General features: G+C 68.3%; 27 protein-coding genes and 4 pseudogenes. 17 read left to right on the forward strand and 14 right to left on the reverse strand.

Annotation, left to right across the window (positions count from 1 at the left end; genetic code table 11):
• Window positions 1–32: 32 nt before the first annotated feature.
• Window positions 33–455, reverse strand: a complete 423-nt coding sequence (locus tag GBA65_RS00555) for a hypothetical protein (protein ID WP_166394918.1) — start codon at window positions 453–455, stop codon at window positions 33–35.
• Between the two features lie 417 nt (window positions 456–872).
• Here GBA65_RS00555 and GBA65_RS00560 point away from each other — a divergent pair, with 417 nt between their 5' ends.
• Window positions 873–1190: a hypothetical protein gene (locus GBA65_RS00560; protein WP_166394919.1), complete on the forward strand. Its 318-nt coding sequence runs from the start codon at window positions 873–875 to the stop codon at window positions 1188–1190.
• Between the two features lie 228 nt (window positions 1191–1418).
• Here the strand turns inward: GBA65_RS00560 and GBA65_RS00565 are convergent, their stop codons facing one another.
• Window positions 1419–1958: a cob(I)yrinic acid a,c-diamide adenosyltransferase gene (locus GBA65_RS00565; RefSeq protein ID WP_166394920.1), complete on the reverse strand. Its 540-nt coding sequence runs from the start codon at window positions 1956–1958 to the stop codon at window positions 1419–1421.
• A gap of 79 nt (window positions 1959–2037) precedes the next feature.
• Between GBA65_RS00565 and GBA65_RS00570 the strand changes: the two genes are divergently transcribed.
• Window positions 2038–3576 (forward strand): ATP-binding protein, encoded by a 1539-nt coding sequence (locus tag GBA65_RS00570; protein ID WP_207956018.1) that lies wholly within the window; start codon window positions 2038–2040, stop codon window positions 3574–3576.
• Between the two features lie 272 nt (window positions 3577–3848).
• Here the strand turns inward: GBA65_RS00570 and GBA65_RS23835 are convergent.
• From GBA65_RS23835 to GBA65_RS00590, 5 genes and pseudogenes are all read right to left on the reverse strand, one after another.
• Window positions 3849–4049, reverse strand: a pseudogene (locus GBA65_RS23835) (cold-shock protein); the annotation flags it as partial.
• 103 nt (window positions 4050–4152) lie between these two features.
• Window positions 4153–4344 carry a hypothetical protein gene (locus GBA65_RS00580; RefSeq protein ID WP_166394922.1) on the reverse strand — a complete coding sequence of 64 codons (192 nt, stop codon included), beginning with the start codon at window positions 4342–4344 and terminating at the stop codon, window positions 4153–4155.
• Between the two features lie 158 nt (window positions 4345–4502).
• Window positions 4503–4724, reverse strand: coding sequence for a histidine phosphatase family protein (locus GBA65_RS25715; RefSeq protein ID WP_407691032.1), 222 nt, complete (start codon window positions 4722–4724; stop codon window positions 4503–4505).
• A gap of 175 nt (window positions 4725–4899) precedes the next feature.
• Window positions 4900–5298 (reverse strand): annotated as a pseudogene (locus tag GBA65_RS25925) (2,3-bisphosphoglycerate-dependent phosphoglycerate mutase); the annotation flags it as partial.
• A gap of 12 nt (window positions 5299–5310) precedes the next feature.
• Window positions 5311–5787 carry a hypothetical protein gene (locus GBA65_RS00590; RefSeq protein WP_166394923.1) on the reverse strand — a complete coding sequence of 159 codons (477 nt, stop codon included), beginning with the start codon at window positions 5785–5787 and terminating at the stop codon, window positions 5311–5313.
• 240 nt (window positions 5788–6027) lie between these two features.
• Here GBA65_RS00590 and GBA65_RS00595 point away from each other — a divergent pair, with 240 nt between their 5' ends.
• A complete protein-coding gene (locus GBA65_RS00595) occupies window positions 6028–6225 on the forward strand; it encodes a DUF2795 domain-containing protein (protein WP_166394924.1) in 198 nt (65 codons plus the stop codon).
• Window positions 6226–6325: 100 nt separating this feature from the next.
• Here the strand turns inward: GBA65_RS00595 and GBA65_RS00600 are convergent, their stop codons facing one another.
• Window positions 6326–6628 carry a hypothetical protein gene (locus GBA65_RS00600; RefSeq protein WP_166394925.1) on the reverse strand — a complete coding sequence of 101 codons (303 nt, stop codon included), beginning with the start codon at window positions 6626–6628 and terminating at the stop codon, window positions 6326–6328.
• Between the two features lie 185 nt (window positions 6629–6813).
• On the opposite strand from GBA65_RS00600, the gene GBA65_RS00605 reads away from it, so the two are divergent.
• Window positions 6814–7137 carry a Sec62 family protein translocation protein gene (locus tag GBA65_RS00605; RefSeq protein ID WP_166394926.1) on the forward strand — a complete coding sequence of 108 codons (324 nt, stop codon included), beginning with the start codon at window positions 6814–6816 and terminating at the stop codon, window positions 7135–7137.
• An 86-nt stretch (window positions 7138–7223) separates the two neighbouring features.
• On the opposite strand, the gene GBA65_RS00610 is transcribed toward GBA65_RS00605, so the two are convergent.
• Genes GBA65_RS00610 through GBA65_RS00625 form a run of 4 tightly spaced genes read right to left on the reverse strand, consistent with a single transcriptional unit; the run spans window position 7224 to window position 9010 of the window.
• Window positions 7224–7709 carry a DUF4188 domain-containing protein gene (locus tag GBA65_RS00610; RefSeq protein ID WP_166394927.1) on the reverse strand — a complete coding sequence of 162 codons (486 nt, stop codon included), beginning with the start codon at window positions 7707–7709 and terminating at the stop codon, window positions 7224–7226.
• Window positions 7706–8260, reverse strand: a complete 555-nt coding sequence (locus GBA65_RS00615) for a hypothetical protein (RefSeq protein WP_166394928.1) — start codon at window positions 8258–8260, stop codon at window positions 7706–7708. Before GBA65_RS00615 ends, GBA65_RS00610 begins: the two co-directional genes overlap by 4 nt.
• Complete coding sequence (locus GBA65_RS00620; protein WP_166394929.1) at window positions 8250–8732, reverse strand: hypothetical protein; 483 nt, start codon at window positions 8730–8732, stop codon at window positions 8250–8252. The genes GBA65_RS00615 and GBA65_RS00620 overlap by 11 nt, the downstream gene beginning before the upstream one ends.
• On the reverse strand, window positions 8732–9010 hold the full coding sequence (locus tag GBA65_RS00625; RefSeq protein ID WP_166394930.1) for a hypothetical protein: 279 nt from the start codon (window positions 9008–9010) through the stop codon (window positions 8732–8734). The genes GBA65_RS00620 and GBA65_RS00625 overlap by 1 nt, the downstream gene beginning before the upstream one ends.
• Window positions 9011–9133: 123 nt before the next feature.
• Here GBA65_RS00625 and GBA65_RS00630 point away from each other — a divergent pair, with 123 nt between their 5' ends.
• The 4 genes and pseudogenes from GBA65_RS00630 (at window position 9134) to GBA65_RS00645 (ending at window position 13146) form a co-directional block, all read left to right on the forward strand.
• Window positions 9134–9712 carry a PadR family transcriptional regulator gene (locus GBA65_RS00630; RefSeq protein WP_166394931.1) on the forward strand — a complete coding sequence of 193 codons (579 nt, stop codon included), beginning with the start codon at window positions 9134–9136 and terminating at the stop codon, window positions 9710–9712.
• Between the two features lie 187 nt (window positions 9713–9899).
• The gene (locus GBA65_RS25930; RefSeq protein WP_407691033.1) at window positions 9900–10940 is read left to right on the forward strand and encodes a GNAT family N-acetyltransferase; all 1041 of its coding nucleotides are present in this window, start codon (window positions 9900–9902) and stop codon (window positions 10938–10940) included.
• A 163-nt stretch (window positions 10941–11103) separates the two neighbouring features.
• Window positions 11104–12106: pseudogene (locus GBA65_RS25935) on the forward strand (TIGR03557 family F420-dependent LLM class oxidoreductase).
• Between the two features lie 8 nt (window positions 12107–12114).
• Window positions 12115–13146 (forward strand): hypothetical protein, encoded by a 1032-nt coding sequence (locus GBA65_RS00645; RefSeq protein WP_166394933.1) that lies wholly within the window; start codon window positions 12115–12117, stop codon window positions 13144–13146.
• Between the two features lie 124 nt (window positions 13147–13270).
• Here GBA65_RS00645 and GBA65_RS22575 read toward each other — a convergent pair whose 3' ends face one another.
• A complete protein-coding gene (locus tag GBA65_RS22575; protein WP_207956306.1) occupies window positions 13271–13654 on the reverse strand; it encodes an acetamidase/formamidase family protein in 384 nt (127 codons plus the stop codon).
• Between the two features lie 5 nt (window positions 13655–13659).
• Between GBA65_RS22575 and GBA65_RS22580 the strand changes: the two genes are divergently transcribed.
• Window positions 13660–13902, forward strand: coding sequence for a hypothetical protein (locus GBA65_RS22580; protein WP_207956395.1), 243 nt, complete (start codon window positions 13660–13662; stop codon window positions 13900–13902).
• On the opposite strand, the pseudogene GBA65_RS25940 reads toward GBA65_RS22580, so the two are convergent.
• A pseudogene (locus GBA65_RS25940) lies at window positions 13791–14207 on the reverse strand (acetamidase/formamidase family protein); the annotation flags it as partial. The gene GBA65_RS22580 and the pseudogene GBA65_RS25940 overlap by 112 nt on opposite strands.
• Before the next feature lie 597 nt (window positions 14208–14804).
• Here GBA65_RS25940 and GBA65_RS00655 point away from each other — a divergent pair.
• From GBA65_RS00655 to GBA65_RS00690, 8 genes are all read left to right on the forward strand, one after another.
• The gene (locus GBA65_RS00655) at window positions 14805–14972 is read left to right on the forward strand and encodes a hypothetical protein (protein WP_166394934.1); all 168 of its coding nucleotides are present in this window, start codon (window positions 14805–14807) and stop codon (window positions 14970–14972) included.
• Window positions 14973–15093: 121 nt separating this feature from the next.
• A complete protein-coding gene (locus GBA65_RS00660; protein WP_166394935.1) occupies window positions 15094–15513 on the forward strand; it encodes an APC family permease in 420 nt (139 codons plus the stop codon).
• Between the two features lie 46 nt (window positions 15514–15559).
• Window positions 15560–15784 carry an APC family permease gene (locus GBA65_RS00665; RefSeq protein WP_166394936.1) on the forward strand — a complete coding sequence of 75 codons (225 nt, stop codon included), beginning with the start codon at window positions 15560–15562 and terminating at the stop codon, window positions 15782–15784.
• A complete protein-coding gene (locus GBA65_RS00670; protein ID WP_166394937.1) occupies window positions 15751–15915 on the forward strand; it encodes a hypothetical protein in 165 nt (54 codons plus the stop codon). Before GBA65_RS00665 ends, GBA65_RS00670 begins: the two co-directional genes overlap by 34 nt.
• A 26-nt stretch (window positions 15916–15941) precedes the next feature.
• Window positions 15942–16535, forward strand: a complete 594-nt coding sequence (locus GBA65_RS00675) for an APC family permease (protein ID WP_323127107.1) — start codon at window positions 15942–15944, stop codon at window positions 16533–16535.
• 158 nt (window positions 16536–16693) lie between these two features.
• Window positions 16694–18013: a cytosine deaminase gene (codA, locus tag GBA65_RS00680; protein ID WP_166394938.1), complete on the forward strand. Its 1320-nt coding sequence runs from the start codon at window positions 16694–16696 to the stop codon at window positions 18011–18013.
• Between the two features lie 239 nt (window positions 18014–18252).
• Window positions 18253–19488 (forward strand): purine-cytosine permease family protein, encoded by a 1236-nt coding sequence (locus tag GBA65_RS00685; RefSeq protein ID WP_207956021.1) that lies wholly within the window; start codon window positions 18253–18255, stop codon window positions 19486–19488.
• 205 nt (window positions 19489–19693) lie between these two features.
• Entirely contained in the window at window positions 19694–21160 is a 1467-nt protein-coding gene (locus tag GBA65_RS00690) for an NCS1 family nucleobase:cation symporter-1 (RefSeq protein ID WP_207956022.1), read from the forward strand.
• Window positions 21161–21347: the final 187 nt, after the last annotated feature.

Consider the following 21347-nt stretch of genomic DNA (forward strand, 5'->3'; position numbering starts at 1 on the left):
CGGGGGCCCGCTTCCCCCGTTGCGAAATTTACTTAAGGCCAGATCCTGAGCACCCCGTCCGTCCTCCCGGCGGCGATGGAGAGCCTGCCGTTCGCGTCCGTGGCGGAGGCGAGGTTCGTCGTGAGCGTGCCGCCGACGGGGAGCTTCCAGGCCTCCTCGGCCCCGTCCGGCGTGCGCCGCACGGCCGCGAGCCCCGTGCGGAACCTGTCCGGGACGAGCACCTCCCACGAACCGTCGCCGTCGAGGTCGCCGGCGCGGGCGGTGTCGAGGTTGCGGCTGTAGAGGGTGTGGGTGGTGTAGCCCGGGAGGGTGGCGGAGATCTCCAGGGCGCCCTGCTCGAAGTTCGGCCGGTAGAACTCCAGGACGCCGCCCACGTGCGGCGTCCTCATGACGGCGAGCTCGACCTCCCCGCCCGGGCCGAAGGGACCGGCGGCGAGGAGGTGGCGCCACTGCATCGGCTCCCCCATAGGGGGGCCCGCGAGGGCGAGCGCCCCGTCGGTCCGGTAGGCCGAGACCCTGGTGCCCAGGTCCTCGTCGCTCTCGGCGACGGCGAGGAGCTCTTGGCCAGGAGATGCCTCGAACCACAGGGGCGCCAGGGTCTCGAAGACGCCCCGGGCGCGGGGCGCACCTCGCCGGAGACCTCCGGTTCTCCCGCGTCCCCGTCGAGCAGGGTGATGCTCTCCGCCTCGGCCTCGTCCCCGAGGGCGCCGTGCGCGTAACGCGTGGTCGGGCCCGAGGCGACGGCGAGGGTGCCCCTTCGCTGCGCACGGCGCGGGCGTCCGGGAGCGCCGTCACCCCGGTACCCTCCCCGAGCCCGAGGATAAGCCCCCCTCCTCGTCCACCTCCAGCAGGCCGTTGCCCGCGGGGACCGGGTGGGTGAGGGGGAGGACCCTTCGGAGGGCGGGACGAGCCGCAGCTTCTCGCCGCTGGAGAGGACGAGCGGCGGGGCCTCGGGCGGCAGCTCGTCCGGCGCGACGAGCGAGGGCTCGACCTCCTCCCCCGGGCCCCGGAGCCTGAACGCCTCCAGACGGCCGGTGTTCAGCGCGACCACCCATCCCGTCCCCTCCCCCAGGGGTACGCCGACCACCCAAACCGGCTCGCCCCCGAGCTCCACGTCGACCGGGCGCGTCCGGGGCAGGTCGCCGAAGCCCGGCGCCACCCTGTTGCCCGAGGCCTCGCCGTACGTGTAGCCGTAAGACGGCGCGGGCTCGCGGAGGCCGGGGGACGGGGTGGTGCGCAGGGGGTCTCGCGTCCAGGACGGGGCCGTCGTCGCGGGCGCGCCCCCGCGGGCTTCGGCGGCGGGCTCGCCCGCGTCCCGGGCGGGGCTCCCGGTCCCCCCGGCGCCGTCGCTCTCCCCCGAGCAGCCCGCGAGGATCAGGAGGGCGGCGAAGAAAAGGAGCCGTAGCGCGGGGGCTACGCTAGCCCCTGGAGAGGTCGTGCCGGCCGTCGGCGTTGCGGGCGAGGACGAAGAGAAGGTCCGAGAGCCTGTTGATGGCTCTCAGGGCGCACGGGTGTCCCTCGGCGTACCCGGCGACGACCAGGCTCCGCTCGGCGCGCCGGACGACGGAGCGGGCGACGTCCAGGAGGGAGCCGAGGCGGCTCCCCCCGGGGACCACGAACTCGTTGGGGAGCTCGGTACGGCCGCGCCACCCCTCGAGGGCGTCGTCGAGGTAGCCGACGTCCCCCTCGTCGACGAAGTTCTGCTCCTTCGGCATCGCCACGTCGCCCATCACGCGGTAGAGGAGGCGCTGGAGGTCCAGGATCAGGGCCACAAACTCCTCCGCGCCGGCCCCCGCGGCCTCGGCCCGGGCGAGGCCGAGGAAGGAGCTGGCCTCGTCGATGTCGCCGAGCACGACTATGGGGGCGTCGGCCTTGGAGAGGCGTCCCGCGCCCAGGAGGGTGGTCGTCCCGTCGTCGCCGCGGCGGGTGGAGATGGGCGGGTTTTCCTTGTCTGCCATGTTTTGTCCCCCTTGCGCGGCCTGCCCGGGGCCGTTCCCGCCCCGCGCGATGATAGAATCGCCCCTCGTGAGGCTCTCGATGAGATTTCCCCTGCGGTCGGACGGCGCCCTGGCGAGGGCCGCCTCCGTCGCCGCTCGCCATCCATCTTACCGGATCGAGGGCGAGAACGGCTCCGCCCGCGTGGGCGTGGAGCTCACGCTCCCCGACGAGTGGCGCCCGGTCGACGAGCTCCGGGGCTACCTCAGGGGCGAGAAGGAGGCCGAGTACGCCGCGGACGGGGTCGCCGTCGGCGCCGAGGAGATCTTCGGCGGCCTGAGCTGTTTTCTGCGCAAACAGCGCTCCGGGACGCCGGCCCGCGACTGGTGTACGCCGAAGAAGCTCGCGGGCAAGCAGCTCTTCCCCTGCCGACAGATCCGGGTCTACGACAACGACCACGCCACCCCGAACTCCTGGTACTCGTTCGGGAAGACCGGGGAGGACGGCGTCTTCGAGGTGGACAAGGAGGCGATGACCGAGCGCGTCCTCTCGGACCTCGGCTCCTGCGCCCGATGCCCGATCCTCGACCTCGACGGGACCGCCGAGCTTCTGGCGCGCCTCCCCGAGAAGATCGACCCGAACCGCGACGAGGCCTGGCGCTACCGCGGCTCCGGCCCCGTCACGAGCTGGACCGTGACGAAGAAGCGCGACGCGAAGGCCGGGGAGGACGTGCCCGCAGAGCCCCGGGAGAACCTCCTGGAGCGGCTCGCCAAGAGCGTGAGGAGCGGCGGCGCGGGGGTCAAGGCGGCCTCGGGCACGACGCCGGGGCAGCGCAACGTGCCGACCACCACCTACGCCGACGTCGGCGGTATGCGCGAGACGATAGCGCTCCTTCGCGAGGCGATCGAGCTGCCCATCGCGCACCCCGAGATCTTCCAGAAGCTCGGCATCCGGCCGCACAAGGGCATCCTGCTCTACGGCCCCCCGGGGACGGGCAAGACCCTGCTCGCCCGCGCCGTCGCCAACGAGACCGGCGCCCACTTTATAGCGATAGCGGGCCCGGAGATCCTGAACAAGTACTGGGGCCAGAGCGAGCAGCGCCTGAGGAACATCTTCAGCGAGGCGCGCAACAAGGCGCCCGCGATCATCTTGTTCGACGAGATCGACTCCTTCGCCTCCGCCCGCGACTCGATGAGCGAGTCCTTCGAGGCGACCCTCGTCTCGCAGCTTCTCTCCCTCATGGACGGGATGAACGACGCCGGGCGCGTCTGCGTCGTCGCCACCACGAACCGTCCCTCGGCCCTCGACCCGGCCCTCCGGCGCCCGGGCCGCTTCGACCACGAGGTCGAGGTCGGCCTCCCCGACCCCGAGGCGCGGCTGCACATCCTCAAGATCCACACCCGCGACATGCCCGTCGCCCCCGACCTCGACCTCGACACCATCGTCGGGCTCACCCGCGACTACTCGGGCGCGGACCTCGAGGCCCTGTGCCGCGAGGCCGCCCTCGCCTGCATGCGCCGCTCCATAAACCTGCGCGACTTCGAGCAGAAGGTCTCGACGCACAAGCTGGGCTCCCTCTCGGTCACCACCTACGACTTCCGCACCGCGATGAAGCGCGTGGGAGCTAGCAAACACCGCTAGACGGCCCCCACCGGCGCCCCGGCTTGAGGTCCGTAGCCCCGCACGAGAGTGATCGCGGGTCAGGGACAGACCTTACGGAAGTGGACCTCGGGTTACAGCCTCTCCACGAGCTCGTCGCGCTTGGCCCGGAACTCCTCCGGCGTCAGGACGTTTGCGTCCCGCAGGGCGGCGAGCATGCGCAGCAGCTCGGGGACGTCGGGGGACGCGGAGGGCGCGGGGCCGCGCGAAGGGGGCCGAGGGGCGGGCGGCTTCTGCTGCGGGCGGGGGGGCGAGAGGCGGCGGACGTTCTCAGCCTGCGGGCCCCTCTTGCCCTGGCTCACCTCGTAGGAGACACTCTCGCCCTCTTCCAGCGACTTGAAATCGTCGCCGAGGATGCCGCTGAAGTGGACGAAGAGGTCGCCGCCGCCCTCCTCCGGTGAGATGAAGCCGTAGCCCTTGCCTCCATCGAACCACTTGACCGTTCCCTGGGGCATCCGACCGGCCCAGCCTTTCTATGACTCTATCCAGTTCGTCTCCGCAAACCGTGCGTGCGGGAGCTCATCATACGCTCCCTTGGCGGCACGATCACAGGACGGCTCAGGAGCCCCCGTCCCCTTCCCTGAGCTTCTCGACGACGCGGCGCTTCTCCTCGTCCTCGGACGGGGCCTTGGAGGCCTCCTGGCGGGAGGAGGCGTCGCCCCGACCCTCCTCGGGGAGCTCGTCGCCGGCCTTGGCCTCCCTCTCGTTCCTCTTGCGCTCCTCTATGTCGCTCCAGCGGTTCTCGCCCATGTCTCTCCTCGCGGCGGGGCCGGTCGGCCCCGAACGTCGGTTTCAGCCTCCGGACCACTTTCCGCCCGTCGTACCCGGCCGCGAAGGGCCGGAAACGGACCGCGGTTCGTTCTTCGGGGGGACGATTTTGGGGGTGCGGACTGTCGTCCCCTGGCGGGCTAACCTCTCCCCAGGCGGTAGCGGCGGGCGGGCTCCGTGCCGCCGTCGAACTCGTAGACGAGCGGACGGGCGGGCGGTATCTCCAGCTCCTCCACCTCGCCGTCGGAGAGGCCGTCCAGGTGCTTGACGAGCGCCCGCAGGGAGTTGCCGTGGGCGACGACGAGCACCCGTCCGCCCCCCGTCACCGCGGGGGAGATCTCCGCTGACCAGTACGGCAGCACCCTCTCGTAGACGTCCTCCAGGCTCTCCGCGAGGGGCGACGGCGTCCTCGGGGATCTTCGTGATGCCCGTGGAACCCCGGGAGCTGGGCCTCCGGGGTTTCGGGCGCCGGCGGGCGGGAGCGGTAGCCCTCCTCCAGGCGCGGACGCGCTCCTCGCCGTACCGTTCCTCCGCCTCGGCCTTCTCGAGGCCCTGCAAGGCGCCGTAGTGGCGCTCGTTCAGCCTCCAGGAGGAGCGCACCGGCACCCCGTCCAGGTCCATCTCCTCCAGCACGAGCCGCAGCGTCGCGACCGCCCTCTGCAGGCAGGAAGCAAAGGCCGCGTCGAAGGCGAGGCCGGCCTCCGCGAGCAACCGGGCGGCGTGACGCGCCCCCTCGCGGCCCTCCCCGGTGAGGCCGACGTCCTGCCAGCCCGTGAACCTGTCCTCCAGGTTGCTCCGGCTCTGCCCGTGCCTGAGCAGGACCAGCAGGCCTCTCAAGGGCCCCTCCGTGTGCCCCTCCGGACGGCCGCCGTAGGGATCGGGGGCAGGTTCGCCGCCCGTGTGCGCCGCTACTTCTCGGGATCGGGCGTGCGGCACGGCGGGGACCCCCTAGAAACCTCCACGATGGCGGGCCCGCTCCGCCTCGAGTTCGGATCTCAGCTCGTCGGACCTCTCCGTCTCGCGCCGCAGGGCCTCGCGCAGGGCCTGGTCCTGGATCTCGGCGAACTCCAGCCGCCCTTCGAGACGCTCCAGCTCCGCCACCAGGGACTCCGCCCGCTCCCGGAGGTTTCGCAAGCTCTCCGAGAGCAGCTCGGAGGCCTCGGAAGGCGTGTCCGTGTCCAACCTCTCCACGACCGCGTCGCTGACCGGCTCGGCATCGCCACCATCTGGCCGCCCCGAAGCCACCGTGGTCGCGTCGTCGGGCTTCGCGTCCCTGGGTCCAGCGGGCTCGGCGTCGGGCTCCTCTTCCGAGAAAGCGTGCACCGCGTCCCTCTGGATCCTCCACGGACCCAGCACCCCTTCGATGTGCTCCTCGCGCCGCTCCGCCAGAAGCTCGCCCGAACGGCACAACTGGCGTATGCGCACCGGCGAGAGCCCAGGATGCTCGCCGCTTCGTCTACGGTGTAGTGATCTCCTTCGCCCGCCACGCAGGGTTGTTTACCCCCTCTCCGCCCCCGCAAGCCTGCCGAAGCCCCCCGGCTGGATCCGGGGAGTACCCACCCCGGCCGCGGACACCGGCGGTCCGCACGAGGCGGGTGCATGTTTCCGCCGGCCCCTGAGGGGTACGCAAACACAGACGTGAGAGGCAAGCGAAGGAGAGCAACGATGGACAACTTCGGCTCGATGGGGAACATCCAGCAGTACCTGCAAGGCATCAACTTCCCCGCGCAGAAGGAAGAGGTCGCCTCCGGGGCCGAAGGCAACGGGGCCCCGCAGGGGATCGTCGACCAGATCAGGAACGCGGCCACCGAACGCTTCAACGGCCCCCAGGAGGTCGTGCAGGCGATCGGCGGGGGCCAGTAAGAGCGGGTCTTTACTCCCCGCTCCAGAAGGAGCGGCGCACCAACGCTAGAGCGGGCCGGGCCTTTCGAGGCCCGGCCCGCTCTAGCGTGAGATCGGCCCGTTAACGCGGGCCGAAGTCCGTGGGCCACATCGCGTCCCCGCCGTAGCCCTCGTAGGTGTGGGACAGGGCGCCGGACCTGCCGAGCAGATCCCGGGACCACACCTCCCCGTCCGGGTCTCCGCCGTGCGTGATCGGGTGCTCCTCCGGCCCGAAGGCGCCCTTCTCGACGATCCGCCTGACGTCTTCCCCGTCCACGACGGCCATCCCGTGCACCCACCTGTAGTGGTTCAGGGTCTCGTGGACGAGACCGTCGTCGTTGGCGGCCTCCAGGCGCTGGCCGCACCCGCATAGCATAGCTCTCATGCTTACCCTCCCTTCCCGTTCCCCACGAACGAGTGCGGGTATTTCAGCACACCCGCGCGCGAGCGTTAAGTGCGCCGGGAACATACGCCGGGCGTATGCGTCCGGTGGCCGCGGCCTGCCCCCCTCGCCCGGGGTAGGCGCGGTTGTTAAGATGCAACAAAGGTGTCGTGTGTGGGGGTGAGACCATGGAGAGTCGCGAGGGGACCACGGACGAGAGGGGCCGGGAGGGTAGGGGGGCTGCGTCGGCGATCATCGGGCAGGCGCTCGCCGCTTTAGGCGTCCTCGCCGGCCTTGCGGGGGCGATCTCCGCCCTGTGGCCGACCGCCATGGCGAACGCGGTGCCGTCCGCCTCGCTGGGGATACTCCTGGGCGTCGTGGGCTACTTTCTGCGCGCCCGCAGGCTCGCCGTGGCGGCGGTCATCCTCTCGGCGGTCGCGCTCGTCCTGGCGATCGCGGTCGGCCAGGGGATGCTGCCCTGGACGGGTCCGACCGACCCGATCACGAACTAGCGAGGGCCGTTCTAACCTAAGCTTCCGCCCGTGAGGAGCGACCTCGGAGCCAGGAGTCCGAGGTCGCTCTCTGCTTCTCGGGGCGTCTAGCTCCGCTCCTCCCTCATGAGGCGGCGGCGGGCGCTCTCCCTCGCGCCCACGGCGGGGACCATCTCGGTGGCCTTCGCGAGGCCGAAGGGGGGCATGTTCGCGTAGATCGCCTCGTAGGCCCCGGGCCCCACGAGGTAGGTCTCGTGCCAGATGCCCACGCTCCCGCTCCTCCTCGCCTCGCGGTTGAAGCGCTGCCAGGCGGGGAGGTGGGGGTCGTCGGGGCTCTTGGCGAAGTTCTCCAGGTCTTCGAACGAGCGCCAGTACTGCAATATGGCGGGGCCGCGCGAGTAGAGAAAGTACTCCGCCCCCAGAAATCCCTTCTCCGGGTGGGCGTAGAGCTCCTTGAGCATCGGGCCCATCGCCCGGGCCGTCGGCACCCAGCTCTTGAAGTCGAAGAAGCGGTTGATGCGCAGCCCTATTACGAAGACCGCGAAGGGCTCGTCCCTTCTCGCCGTGAACCTGCCGTTGCGAACGTCGCTCATGTCCCGCTCCTTTCCAGGTCTCGTCCCGTTGCGTCCCTGCCGGACTCTAACAGCTCGAGTCCCGGCGGCTCGTGGCGAGGCTCGCCGAGCGCCGACCGCGGTACGGTCCTCTCCGGTACCTCCCACAGCGCGTAGGAGAGGGCCCCGCCGCGCGCCCTGACCTCGAGGTGTCCCCCCTCGGCCAGGCCTCCGAGCATCGCCCCGGCCTCGGCCACCGTCAGCGACGTCTCCATCGCCGCCCCCGCGGGCGTCAGCTCGCCCCGCTCGCGCAGCGCCTCGAGGAGCTCCCGCTCCTTGCCGCCGGCAGAGGACCCTCCGACGGCGTCGCCGGAGAGCCCCGAGATCCCGCTGGCCAACAACCCGAGGGCCGGGAACGAGATCCAGAAGTACGTCGTGAAGATCCACCAGAAGGCCGGGGCGAGCGCGACGAGGGCGAGCCCGGAGAGCGCCACGGGCACCAGGACGGCCAGCGAGGCGAAGATGCGGCCCCTCGGGCTCACCGACGCCCACGGGTCCGGGCCGTGGCTCCTCGAGATCTTCCTACCGCACATCGCCGGCTCCTTCCCTCTCGGTCTGGCGGCGCGCCATCAGGGCGACGAGGGCCAGGAGCGCCACGCTGGTCAGCAGACCGGTCAGGACCGCGAGCGCGATGGTCCCGGCCGCCGGGCTCGTGTAGGCCGCGTAGATGTCCGCGATCGGGGCCTCGTGTCCCGCGACGGGGACGAAGTGGACGAAGCCGAGGGTCGCGAGCCCGCCCGCCGCGACGAGCAGGTGGTAGCCGGCGATCGAACGCCCCCGAGCCGTCAGGTAGATGCCGGGCAGTACGAGGGCGTAGATCACGAGGCTGAACGTGAACGGCGTGACCCCCGCCTCGAACGGCCAGCCCGAATGGCTCCCCCTGATCACGTGGTCCGCGTGGTGGAGCAGGCTGAAAACCGTCGCCGCCGTCGCGAGCCCCAGCAGGGCGCGCCGATACCCCTTCCGTTCGCGTGCCTCCACCGCGCCCACCGCACGAGCGGCCATTACGCCACCTCCCCCGCGCCCCGTCGCTCCTCAATCACCAGCTCCCGAACGCGCAACCGCCCCACCTCCAGGTCCTCTATGGACAGATGCCCGATCTTCCCCCTCTTGATCGCCAACCTCCGGATCGCCAGCGCCCCTATCGCGACGGCCCCGAACGCCGCCGCCCCAACCGCCGCCGCTCCCAGGCTCGCCGCCCCGAGCGCCGTCGCCCCGCCAACGGAAGCGACCTGTCCCCCGAAGTGCCTACCCCCAACCCGTCCCGACCCGCGTCTCCTCATCGACCGCTCCTCTCTCGCAACTACCCCGACCTACCACGAACCATATATGTAAGTCCTGACATATGGTACTCTAGAACCTGTTAATCTATATGTCAAGAGTGACATAAAAGAAATCGGAGGAAGATGACGACGCTTGGTTACGCGATCCTGGGATTGTTGGCACGAGAGTCGCTCAGCGGGTACGACCTGACGCAGAGGATGAAGGGGCGGGTGGGGTTCTTCTGGAGCGCGAGGCACAGCCAGATCTACCCCGAGCTCGCGCGGCTGGAGGGCGACGGCTTCGTGACGCACAGCGTGGTCGAGCAGCGGGACCGGCCGGACAAGAAGGTCTACGAGATCACGGCCTCGGGCCTGCAAGCCCTCAAGGGTTGGATAACGCAGCCGCCGCCCGAGAAGCCCACGCGCGACGAGCTCACCTTGAAGGCGTACTCCGTCTGGCTCGCGGACGGGGGGGAGGCCGCGCGGGTCTTTCGGGAGGAGGGGCTCAAGCACGAGGAGCAGCTCGCCCGCTACGAGGAGATCCGCGCTCGGATGGAGGACGAGTGGCGGGAGGGCATCTCCGACCCCGGTTCGCCGCAATTCGCCTCCTACGCGACGCTGCGGCGCGGCATAATCCACGAGCGCGGCTACGCCGAGTGGTGCCGCTGGCTGGCGGAGGCCGTGGGCGGGGAGGTCCCCATCTCGGGGAGGGGCGGGGCGTAGTAGTTTCTACGTTGAATCGGGGTTCCGGCGGAGGCGAGGGGCGGAGGGTTATGGAGCTGCGCGGGTATCGCAAGGAGGATCTGGGGGCGCTCGCCGGGCTGGGGACTCTGGCGTTCGGGATGGGGCGTACTGGGAGGAGTACTACGACCCGGAGAAGAACCCCAGGCTCGACCCGAGCCTCGTGTACGTGATCGAGGAGGACGGCGAGCCCCGCGCGACGGCGACGGTGCTGCCGATGGAGGCCTTCGTCGACGGCGAGCCCGCCGCGATGGGCGGCATCGCGGCGGTCAACGCCCACCCGGCCTATCGGCGCCGGGGCTACGCGGGGAGGCTCATGCGGGCCGCGATAGACGGGATGCGGGAGCGGGGGATGACCCTCTCCATGCTCCACCCGTTCGCCCACGCCTTCTACCGGGCCTACGGCTGGGAGCTCGCCACCGAGGCCATCAAGTACGAGCTGTCGCCGACGGAGATCCCGACGAGCGCCGAGCAGAGGCGCGTGCGGGCCTACGATCCCACCGGGGGTGACCTCTCGCGCATGGCGGGGCTCTTCGACGGATGGGCGGCGTCGCGTTCGTGCTCCGTCGGGCGGCCGGAAGGACGCTGGCTACAGCACCTCGCCCGCAAGAACCAGGAGGCCGCCGTCTACGAGGGCGAAGGCGGCACCATCGAGGGCTACCTCCTGTACAAGCAGTCCGAGGGGAGCGGTGACCCGCCGAACACCCTCGACGTCTCCGAGCTCGTCGCTGCCACGCCCGCCGCGAGGGAGGCGCTCGTCTCGTTTATGGGCGCCTACGACCCCCGGATGTACACGGTTACGCTTTCCACCCCGCGCGGGGAGCCCCTCCACCCCTACCTCCCCGACTCCTACGTCAAGGCGCGCCTGGAGCCAGAGTTCATGCTGCGGCTCGTGGACGTGGAGGGCGCCCTTGGACTGCTGAGGCGTACCGGGAACGAGCCGATAGTGCTCGAAGTCTCCGACGACGCGGTCCCCGAAAACTCCGGCTCGTACACGCTGGCGGACGGCGGGGTGACGCGGGGCGCACAGGCCGAGGCGAGGGTCGCGCTGGACGTCCGGCGGCTCGCCCAGCTCTACGCCGGGTACCTGCCCGCCGGGCAGCTTGCTCGGTACGGTCTGATCGAGCCGGGTTCGCCGGAAGCCCTGGAGGTTCTCGACGCCTGGTTCCCCACGAACGACCCGTACGTCTCGGAGCCCGACCACTTTTAAGCGTTCGGCCGTCGGCAGAAACCTCTGGTGAAGCAGATGTGAGCGTGGAGGAAGCTACCGGCTACCGCCGCCCTTATATACTGGACCCCGAGCGCAGGCGCCCAGCCCTACCGGAGGCTGAACGCCGGAAGCCGAGGCCTATCTACCAAACGGAGGTTCGCGCATGAAGACCACTGGCACCGTCGGGTACGCGGCGATGTTCGAGCAGTTCCACCCGACGGACCTCCTCGGGTGGTGCAAGACCGCCGAGGAGAACGGGTTTACCTCCGTGATGGCCTCGGACCACTTCCACCCGTGGACCCCCGAGCAGGGCGAGAGCGCCTTCGTGTGGAGCTGGATGGGCGCCCTCGGGCGACGACGTCTTTGCGCTTCGGGACCGGGGTGACGCCGCCGGGGTTCCGTTACCACCCCGCGATCATCGCGCAGGCAGCCGCCACGCTCGAGGCGATGTACCCGGGGCGGTTCTGGCTCGGGCTCGGGCGGGCGAGGCCCTCAACGAGCACATCGTCGGCGAGTACTGGCCCGAAGCCCCGACGCGTCTGCGCATCCTCATGGAGTCCATAGAGGTGATCCGCAAGCTCTTCACGGGCAAGGTCGTGAAGTACGCGGGCGACCACATAAAGCTCGAGAGCGCGAGGCTCTACACGATGCCCGATACGCCGCCCCCGATCTACGTGGCGACCGCGGGGCCTCTTCAGAGCCGGAGGACCGGCGAGTTCTGCGACGGGATCATCACCGTGGGCGCGGCCGACGAGAAGATAAAGATGCTCATGGAGAAGTTCGAGGAAGGCGCGAGGAGGGCCGACAAGGACCCGTCCGAGATGCCGCGCATGATCCAGCTGCACGTCTCCTGGGCCGAGAGCCAGCCCGAGGCCGAGGCCCAGGCCGTCAAGGAGTGGCCGAACGGAGGGATGCCCTTCCCCAAGGGCGACATAAAGAACCCCGAGGACTTCGCCGCCATCGCCAAGCAGGTGACGGTCGAGAACTTCAAGAACCGCGTCCTGATGAGCGCCGACCTCGACGAGCACCTCGAGCACGTCCAGAAGTACGTGGACCTGGGCTTCGACGAGGTCTACGTCCACAACGTCGGGCGCAACCAGGAGGAGTTCATCAGGGCCTACGGCGAGCGCGTCATCCCCAAGCTCCGCTGGCCGAACAAGGGCTGACCTGGAACATGGTCAACATTGTTGACTCCATAGGTTTCGACCTCGAAAGAGTTCACACCGGTCTGATCGTCTACCTTGTGGGTTTGTGGCAAATAGGGGATGAGACCCCCCTTTTGTCGTTCCTCGGAGCTCTTGGCGTAAGAGATCTGCGGGGGCATAAAGAGATCAAGGCCAAGAAGGAGTACAAGAATATAGACCTAGTTCTGTGCGGACAAGATGACGAAGTTTTCGTCGCTATTGAGATGAAGGTTCATAACCATGAGAGCCTCGTGACTTCAGAAGGCTCTGATAGCGCTAAGTCTTACCAGACAGAGGAGTATCCGAAACGAGTGCACGACTGCCGGTTCCTGTATATAACGTTGGGGCTTGGCGAATATTATCGTCGAGAACCACACGGAGACGACGTGCATCATGTTGGCTTGCACGCATTCCACGCAGCAGTCGAAGGGGCTGCCCATAATAATCCCATCCTCAAGGCTTGGGAAGAAACGCTTGATGCCGAGCAGGCGTTTAGGAAGGCGTGTAGAGAGGGTCGTGAGAGCGGTATAGTAGACGCTAAGAAGTGGAACGCTTACTTCCTTGGCTTCCTCAGATATGACCTAGAAAGCTTAGTATCAGATGTTCAGGGAGCGGACCTCACAGTCTACCGGCACAGTTCTGACACCATCTTAAATTTGGGTCTCAGAAGGCCACGAGGAAACGAAACTGCACACTGCTATATGGAGATGAACCAGAATGGCATGCTCAACTTGAAAGCAGCCTTGGCACCTCTGGGCAGCCAAACCGAGAAACGAGCTTACGTTCGCAGAGTTAGGGAACATTACGAGGGTCTAACACCGGATTCGTTGAAGTCAGAGCAAAAGAACGACGTCAAGATTCTGAAAAAGTCAAAAACCATAATGTCGTTCGACGTCGGCATCGAGAAGCGAGGCAAGTTTCTCTTCCACAAAGACAAAGAGGGCACTTGCAAGCAAATCAGCGACGTAATGCATTGGTTCTCTGAGACACCTTGTGCGAAGGTAAATTGGCTTACTTCATAAAGTGCAGCTTTCTAAGGCACAGGGTAGCGGACACGCTACCCTAAAGCTCTGCTGGTCCAACAACGAGCTGCCAGCAGGCACGGGAGCGCTGAACTCCAGCGCTCCCGTCCTCTTCTGCTTAGTTCTACGACCCGCTCAAATAGCGCTTCGGGCAGCGGGCGACGAGGGAGTAGGTGGTGTCGACCATATTCCCGACGTAGAGCTCGCCGGCCTGGGTGAGGAGCTGGTAGGCGTCGAGGCGATCGAAGCCGTACTCCTCTTCGAGCCACAGGATCAGCTCGGTGTTCGCGATCCTGGCTGCATCCTCCATCGGCCGCGCGCTCCCCACGACCATTATTTTGTCTTCCGACTCGATGCGCGGCCACTCTATAGTCTTGTCCTTTATCACGTCGAAGACCACCGTGACCTTGGCTGTGATCTCCAGCGCCACCCCGCAAAGCTCGCCCTGCCCCTGCCTCGCGTGGCAGTCCCGGTGTAAAAGAGCGCCCCTCGTTCCACACCGGCAGATACACCGTGTTCCCCGGGCAGACGTCCGGCACGTCCATGTTCCCCCCGAAGGGCCCCGGCGCCAGCGCGCTGATGGCCTCCAGGTCCGGCGCCACCGCGAGGGTGCCCATGAAGGGCTGCCAGTCGAGCTCCACGCCGAGGTCGTCGTTGGTCAGCTTATCGCCGTCCAGCTTCCACACCCACGTCTTCTCCGGCAACGGGTCTTGCAGCGTGCGGGTCATGGCCGTGGAGGTAAGGCCGCCGAAGTAGGGCACGAGCGTGCTCACGGCGAAGTCGCGGGTCGGCTCTATGCTCTCGATGCGCACCGCCAACGTGTCGCCCGGCTCCGCCCCCTCGACGTACAGCGGTCCCGTCTGGGGGTTGAGGAACTTGGCGGTTGCCAGCGCCTTGCTCGCCACGTCGTCCTTGCTCTGGATGCGGCTCTCGAACGCGTCGTTGGTGTGGATGGTCACCCGATCTCCGGGGCTGACTCGCGCTATCGCCTCCCGGTAGGGGTTGAAGACGTAGCTGTAGTCCTCGGGCTTGATCTCGACGGTCCTAGCTTCTGTCGTCACAAACGCTCCTTTCTGCGGCCTACTTACCTTTCATATCGGGGATCGGATGGTACCGTTTAGGCCCTCGCGACGGAGTAAAAATGCTCGGCGTCCATCGGCATGCCTCGCCTTGCTAACGTGGTCTTTTCGTGGCTTTGCCGGAAGGGTAGCGATTTCGCGAAGTATCCGCGAGGGTCCGAAGAGAGCGCTAGAGCCAATCCACCGAGCTTCCTCCTCTTTCCTATCCCGAGGGCATTGTAGGTTGGCCCCAAACCCCATACAAGGCGCGTGGTCTCTTGCGGAGGGTTGCTACACGCACGAGGCTACTTCTCCTGCCATATACCATCCCCGACCCCCGCGATGTGCCAAGGACGGAGAGGCGCGCCCAGATCGGACGGCCACGGGTCAACGTTGCTTCGATGCTTCATGATCCGGAGCCCGGATCGGTGACGTAGGCCGGGAACCAGCGACCGTATGGGAAGCCCGAACCCACCGGCCCCTGCCTTGCCGTCGCTCGAAACGTGCAACCCCAACCGATCATCGCCCGCTCGAGGCGAACCTCCCGGGAGCCATCGGTCAGCAGGGCGCAGAACCTCCGCCTATCTGTAAGCTGTTTGCGTGCTCCAAATCCTGGTCGTCATCCGGGGTTTCGTCGCGATCTTCTGGTTCGCCGTCCAGACCTACCTCGGGAGCCTCGCCGTGGGCCTTGGCTTCTCAATCGTGGTCAGGGGTTCCCCTCCGGTCGGGAAGTCGTTCGAAGTGACAGAATATTGTCCGGTCGTCTAGTATGCGCGGCAATTCGTGGTTTGTAGGCGGATCTCATACGGTCGGGCAGGGAGGGGCAGGGTTTGGAGCAACGGAACGCGGGCGGGGGCTCAGGGGCGGGGCGCTCTCGACGGTCGAGGCGATGGTCGTCTCGATGGGCTTTATGGCGCCCTCGGTGGCGATGTTCTTCAACACGCCGTTTATAGCGGGCTTCGCCGGTGGGGCGATGCCGCTCACCATGCTGCTCTCGTTCGCCGCGGTCTTTCTCGTGGCCCTGGGCTTCTCGCAGCTCGCGCGCAGGACGGCTTCGGCGGGGAGCGTTTACGCGATCGTCTCGAACGCCATCAACCCCAGGACCGGGTTCATGGGGATGTGGTTCTTTATCATCGGGTACGGCATCTTCGAGGCGGCGACGTACTCCATCTTCGCCTCCTTCTCCAGCGAGCTTCTGGAGCGCACCTTCGGCATCGCGGTGCCCTGGATCATCCCGTTCCTGCTCGTGGCCGGGCTGGTCTACACGCTCTCCGTGCTGGGCGTCACGCAGTCCGTGCGGGCGGCCTGATCTTTCTGGCCTACGAACTCGGGTCGTCACGATCCTGCTGCTCGTCGTGGTCTTTCAGGGCGGCGCCGAGGGGAACACCCTCGCCGTCTTCAACCCGGCGACCGGCTCGGGCGTCGGCGGGGTCTTTCTCGGCATGATCTTCGGGATAATGTCCTTCGTCGGCTGGAAGGCCGCGGCCTCCCTGGGCGAGGAGACCCGCGACCCGCACACGTCGATCCCCGCGCCCTGCTCGGGGCGGTGGCGATCATCGGCACGTACTACGTCTTCGTGACCTACGCCGCCACGATCGGGTTCGGCCCGGGCAACATGGAGCGCTTCGCGGGCGACGCCGCCTGGTTCGACACGCTGACCCGCGAGTACCTCGGGCGGGGTGGGCGCCGTTCGTCGGCATCGCCGCCCTGACCGGGGCCATTGCCTCCTGCATCGGCATCCACAACGCGACCGTCAGGCTCCTCTACGCCCTCGGCCGCGACGGGGTGCTGCCGCGCGCGCTCGCCAGGGTCCACCCGACGAGGCGCTCGCCGTACGTCGCAGCCTCCTTCCAGGCGGGCTTCTCCGTCCTCCTCGGCATCATCTTCAGCGCCTTCGTCTTCGGCGACCCGGCGACGACCTACGGGTACTTCGGCGGCCTCGGGACGCTCGCGGTGCTGCTCGTCTACATCTTTATCAACGTCTCGGTCTTTCTGTACTTTTCGAGGAAGGAGCGCGGGAGCTTCTCGCCGCTGAGGCACGCGCTGATACCGCTCGTCGCGACGGCGGCGGTCTGCCTGCCGATCTACGGCCTGATCTACCCGGTCCCGGACCCGCCGTTCAACCTGTGGCCGTACCTCATCGCGCTCTGGGCCGTCATCGGCCTGGTCTTCCTCTTCGTCGTCTCCCGCCGCCGCCCCGACCTGGTGGAGACGATGGGCCGCGCCTTCACCGAGGCGGGCGACGAGCCGGATGCGGCGCAGGAGGACGTGCTGAGGGTCGAGGACCGCCGGGCCGCCGGAGGGAGCACCACCACCGGAACCGCCGAGTAGGGGGTGCGGAGCCCGGTCATCCCCATCGAGCGGCATCGGTCTGGCCCGCGGCGCGTATCCACCGCGGGAGCGGAGCGTCGCTTCTGTACGCTCGGCCGAAGAGAACGCGGGCCGGGACCGCTTTACTTGCGGGGCGGGGAGTCGAAAGGAGCCCGAGGGTGTACGACCTGATCATACGCGGCGCGCGCCTCGACGGCGCGGTGGTGGACGTCGCCGTCGCGGGGGGCAGGATAGGGCGAATAGCGCCCCGCATAGGAGAATCGGGCGTGCGGGAGATCGAGGCCGGAGGACGCCTCGTCTCGCCGCCCTTCATCGAGTCGCACGTCCACCTCGACACGACGCTGACCGCCGGGGACCCGCGCTGGAACGAGTCCGGGACGCTCTTCGAGGGCATCCGGATCTGGTCCGAGCGCAAGCGGAGCGTGACGCGGGAGGACGTGATCTCGCGCGCCACGGAGCTTCTGCGGTGGCAGGCCGCCCAGGGCGTCCTCCACGTCCGCACCCACGTCGACGTGACCGACCCGAGCCTTACGGGCCTGAAGGCGATGCTGGAGGTCCGCGAGAGGGTCCGCGGCTGGACGGACGTGCGGATCGTCGCCTTCCCCCAGGAGGGCATCCTCTCCTACGCGCGCGGCTCGGAGCTCATGGAGGAGGCGCTGAGGCTCGGGGCGGATGCCGTCGGAGGCATCCCCCACTACGAGCACACCCGCGAGATGGGTGCTGCGTCCGTCCGGGAGAGCTTCCGGCTCGCCGAGAAGTACGACAAGCCCGTGGACATTCACTGCGACGAGACGGACGATCCGGAATCTCGCTTTCTGGAGGTGATGGCGGCGGAGGCCATCCGGACGGGGATGGGGCCGCGCGTGACGGCGAGCCACACGACCGCCTTCGGCTCCTACGACAACGCCTACGCCTTCAAGCTCATGGGCTTTCTGGCGAGGGCGGACATAAACTTCGTGGCGAACCCGCTCGTGAACATCACCCTTCAGGGCCGCTACGACTCCTACCCGAAGCGCCGCGGCCTCACCCGCGTCAAGGAGCTCCTGCAGCACGGGCTGAACGTCTCCCTGGGCTACGACGACATCATGGACCCCTGGTACCCCCTCGGGACCGGCGGGATGTTGCAGCCGGCCCACATGGCCGTCCACGCGTGCCACATGACGAGCCGCGAGGAGGTCACGGCCTGCTTCGACATGGTGACGCAGAACGCCGCCCGCACGCTGGGGGTGGAGGGCTACGGGCTCGCCGAGGGCAACAGGGCCAGCTTCGTCCTCGTCGACGCGCCGGATAAGTGGGACGCCATACGACGCCTGGCGACCACGACGCTGGTGGTGAGGGACGGTGAGGTAGTGGCGGAGGCGCGGCCGGCCGAGCACCGGCTCATGGGCGAGGTCGTAGAGTTTCGGAGGAAGGGGCGGGCGTCGGCCCGGAGCCCCTCCCGGGCGAGGGCCATTAGCGGGAGAACGGAGGAAGCATGAGCAGAAGTACGAGCGCCGGGCAGGGCGGGGCGAGCTGGCGGAGGCCGTGCACCTCGAGCGCCACAACAGCATCGAGCCGGTCCCGGACGGGTACAAGGACGCGACGGCGCTGGACCAGTTCTGGATCTGGGCCGGCGCCAACATCGCCCCATAAACTGGGTCCTGGGCGCTCTAGGGATCGTGCTCGGGCTCGGGCTCTGGGATACCGTCCTCGTCCTCGCCGTCGGCAACGCCCTCGGGTGACGATCTTCGGTCTGTTCGTCCTCATGGGCCAGAGGACCGGGGTGACGCAGATGGTCCTGGCGCGCAGCGCGTTCGGGCGGAGGGGGGCGTACTTGCCGGCGCTCTTCCAGATCGTGATCGCGACCGGCTGGATCGCGGTGAACACCTGGATCATCCTGGACCTCGGCGTCGCGCTGCTGGAGATTCTGGGCCTCCCCGGCACGGCCGCCGCCAAGGTGATCCTCGTGCTCCTCATCATGGCCGCGCAGGTCGGCCTGGCGACGCTCGGCTTCTACGCCATCCGCACGTTCGAGAAGTGGACGGTGCCGGTGACGCTCGCGATCCTCGTCGCCATGTCGGTGGTCGCGTGGACGAGCGGCGACGTCCGGTGGGCCTACGCCGGCGAGGCGCAGGGGGCCGCCCGCTTCACGGCGATGAGCCAGGTCATGACCGCGATCGGCATAGGATGGGGGATCACCTGGCTCGCCTACGCCTCGGACTACTCGCGCTTCGTCCCCCGGACGGTGCCTCGCCCGAAGCTGTTCTTCGCGGGTGCGATGGGCCAGTTCGTCCCCGTCCTGTGGCTCGGCGTCCTCGGGGCGTCCATCGCCACCACGGGCACGGGCGCGGATCCCGCCGTCATCATCGTCCAGACCTTCGGCGCGCTCGCGGTGCCGGTGCTGCTCCTTGTGGTCCACGGCCCGATCGCGACGAACATCCTGAACGTCTACTCCACCTCCGTCTCGGCGCTCGCCGTCGACATCAGGGTGCCCCGGCACGTGCTCTCCATCGTCGTCGGGGTCCTCGCCACCGCCTTCACGCTGTACCTCGTGTTCGCGGGCGAGATCGCCGAGCAGCTCGACTTCTGGCTCGCCAGCGTCGTCGCCTGGGTCAGCCCGTGGGCGGCGATCATGCTCGTCCACTTCTACGTGATCCGTCGCGAGAACATAGACATCGAGGCGCTCTACCAGAGCCCGAGGGAGTCGCGCGTGGGCGACGTGAACTGGGCCGCGATGGCCTCCCTCCTCGTCGGCCTCGTCATGACCTGGATGTTCCTCTACGGCCTCGTCGCCCCGCTCCAGGGCCCGATCGCCCGCTCCATGAACGGCCTCGACCTCTCGTGGCTCGCCGGGATGCTCACCGCGGGTACCCTCTACTTCACCCTCTACAAGCTCGGCTTCGTGGACCGGCACAGCGGCGCCCGCGGAGGGATCGAAGAGCCGCCGGCGGTCGAGCGGAGGACCGGGGCGTAGACGGGGCTCCTCTACCGCGGGACCGGTGGCGCCCCGCACTAGCCCTCGGCGCCGATGTCCCGCTGGACAACGGGTCGGGCCCCCGAGCCCCCACAAGTTTAGCCCGCAGGCTACAGCCAGCCAGGCTGCGTCCCCCTAGCATTCCCCCTACATCCACGCACACCGCGGTCTCTTCGGGAGGCCCCGGGCCAGAAGGAGGGTTTGTTTGGATTCAGCGGTGAGGAAGGGCGAGGCGTTCGACCCGACGCTGTACAACGAAGATCTCGCGCCCATCCCCAGGGAGAGGCGCAACTGGAGCTGGGTCAACTACTCGACGGTCTGGATGGGGATGGTTCACAACGTCGTCGCGTACACGACGGCCGCGGGCCTCGTGGCGGCGGGGATGAGCCCGTGGCAGGCCCTCGGGACGGTCGCGGCGGCGAACGTGATCCTTATCCTCGCGATGTGGGTGAACAGCATCGCGGGGGCCAAGTACGGGCTGCCGTTCCCGGTGCTGCTGCGCGCGGCGTTCGGGTACCGGGGGGCGCAGGTCCCGGTTATCATCCGGGGGTTCGTCGCGATCTTCTGGTTCGCCGTCCAGACTTACCTCGGGAGCCTCGCCGTGGGCCTCATCCTCGGGACGTTCATCCCGGGTTGGAGCTCGCTCGACGTCTCCATCCTCGGGATGGGGCTGAACGGCTGGATCTCCTTCCTCATCTTCTGGGGCTTGCACGCGTACGTGATCTTTCACGGGATGGAGCGCATCAAGTTCTTCGAGCTCTGGGCAGGCCCCCTGGTTATCGTCGCCGGGCTCGTGCTCGTCGGGTGGGCCGTGAGCGTCGCCGGCGGCGTCGCCCCGCTCTTCGACCAGCCGTCCAGGCTCGCGCCGGGCGAGTTCTGGCCCCTCTTCGCCCTCTCGGTGACGGCGCTCGTCAGCGTGTGGAGCACGCTCGTCCTGAACATCCCGGACTTCACCCGCTTCTCCCGCTCCCAGGGCGACCAGATGGTCGGCCAGGCCATAGGGCTCCCGCTCACGACGATCATCTTCTCCTTCATGAGCATCGCCATCACCGCGGGCTCGACGATAGCGTTCGGCAGGCCCATCAGCGCCCCCGACCAGCTCCTCCTCGCCTTCGACAACCCGGCGATACTCCTGATCGGGGCCGCCACCATCCTGATCGCTACGCTCTCGGTGAACGTCGCCGCGAACATCGTCTCCCCGGCCTACGACCTCGTGAACCTGTTCCCGCGCCGGCTCGACTTCGTCCGGGCGGGCCTAATCTCCATCCTCATCGGCTTCCTCTTCGTGCCGTGGCTCTGGATGGACAACCCCGAGACGATCTTCGCGGTGCTCGGCTACATCGGCGGCGCCCTCGGCCCGGTCGCGGGGATCATGATCGCCGACTTCTACCTCGTCCGCCGCCGCAACTACGACCTCGCCAGCTTCTACGACAGGAGCGGCCAGTACGCCTACCGGAGCGGCTGGAACACGAAGGCCCTGATCGCCACGGCCCTCGGCCTCGCCGTCGCCTTCGTGGGCCTCGTCGTCCCGCCCCTGAGCGGCCTCCTCGCCTACACGTGGTTTCTCGGCCTCGCCGTCGCCTTCGTCGCCTACGCCGCCCTGATGCGCTCCGAGAGCCGCCCGGCGGCCGAGGCCGAGCCCGCGATGGAGATCGCCGACGAGCTGGGCTAGACGCCGCCTCGCGGGCAGGGAGGGCCGCTCCGTTTATTCGGGGCGGCCCTCCCTGTTCGTGGCCCGAGGCGAGGCTTGACGCGAGGATACGCGCCACCCACACTAGAACCATTACGCCGGGGGACCCCGGCGCCGGGGACAGGGAGCAAGAGAGGAGTCGGATGAGCGAGTTACTCTTCACCGACGG

The sequence above is a fragment of the Rubrobacter marinus genome, assembly GCF_011492965.1.
Lineage (GTDB): Bacteria > Actinomycetota > Rubrobacteria > Rubrobacterales > Rubrobacteraceae > Rubrobacter_F > Rubrobacter_F marinus.

Excerpts from the sequence above, each read along its gene's own strand:
- GBA65_RS00555 (WP_166394918.1), bottom strand. The coding sequence starts at position 455 with ATGCAGTGGCGCCACCTCCTCGCCGCCGGTCCCTTCGGCCCGGGCGGG.
- GBA65_RS00565 (WP_166394920.1), bottom strand. The coding sequence starts at position 1,958 with ATGGCAGACAAGGAAAACCCGCCCATCTCCACCCGCCGCGGCGACGAC.
- GBA65_RS00570 (WP_207956018.1), top strand. The coding sequence starts at position 2,038 with ATGAGATTTCCCCTGCGGTCGGACGGCGCCCTGGCGAGGGCCGCCTCC.
- GBA65_RS00580 (WP_166394922.1), bottom strand. The coding sequence starts at position 4,344 with ATGGGCGAGAACCGCTGGAGCGACATAGAGGAGCGCAAGAGGAACGAG.
- GBA65_RS00595 (WP_166394924.1), top strand. The coding sequence starts at position 6,028 with ATGGACAACTTCGGCTCGATGGGGAACATCCAGCAGTACCTGCAAGGC.
- GBA65_RS00600 (WP_166394925.1), bottom strand. The coding sequence starts at position 6,628 with ATGAGAGCTATGCTATGCGGGTGCGGCCAGCGCCTGGAGGCCGCCAAC.
- GBA65_RS00605 (WP_166394926.1), top strand. The coding sequence starts at position 6,814 with ATGGAGAGTCGCGAGGGGACCACGGACGAGAGGGGCCGGGAGGGTAGG.
- GBA65_RS00610 (WP_166394927.1), bottom strand. The coding sequence starts at position 7,709 with ATGAGCGACGTTCGCAACGGCAGGTTCACGGCGAGAAGGGACGAGCCC.
- GBA65_RS00615 (WP_166394928.1), bottom strand. The coding sequence starts at position 8,260 with ATGTGCGGTAGGAAGATCTCGAGGAGCCACGGCCCGGACCCGTGGGCG.
- GBA65_RS00620 (WP_166394929.1), bottom strand. The coding sequence starts at position 8,732 with ATGGCCGCTCGTGCGGTGGGCGCGGTGGAGGCACGCGAACGGAAGGGG.
- GBA65_RS00625 (WP_166394930.1), bottom strand. The coding sequence starts at position 9,010 with ATGAGGAGACGCGGGTCGGGACGGGTTGGGGGTAGGCACTTCGGGGGA.
- GBA65_RS00630 (WP_166394931.1), top strand. The coding sequence starts at position 9,134 with ATGACGACGCTTGGTTACGCGATCCTGGGATTGTTGGCACGAGAGTCG.
- GBA65_RS00645 (WP_166394933.1), top strand. The coding sequence starts at position 12,115 with ATGGTCAACATTGTTGACTCCATAGGTTTCGACCTCGAAAGAGTTCAC.
- GBA65_RS00660 (WP_166394935.1), top strand. The coding sequence starts at position 15,094 with ATGGTCGTCTCGATGGGCTTTATGGCGCCCTCGGTGGCGATGTTCTTC.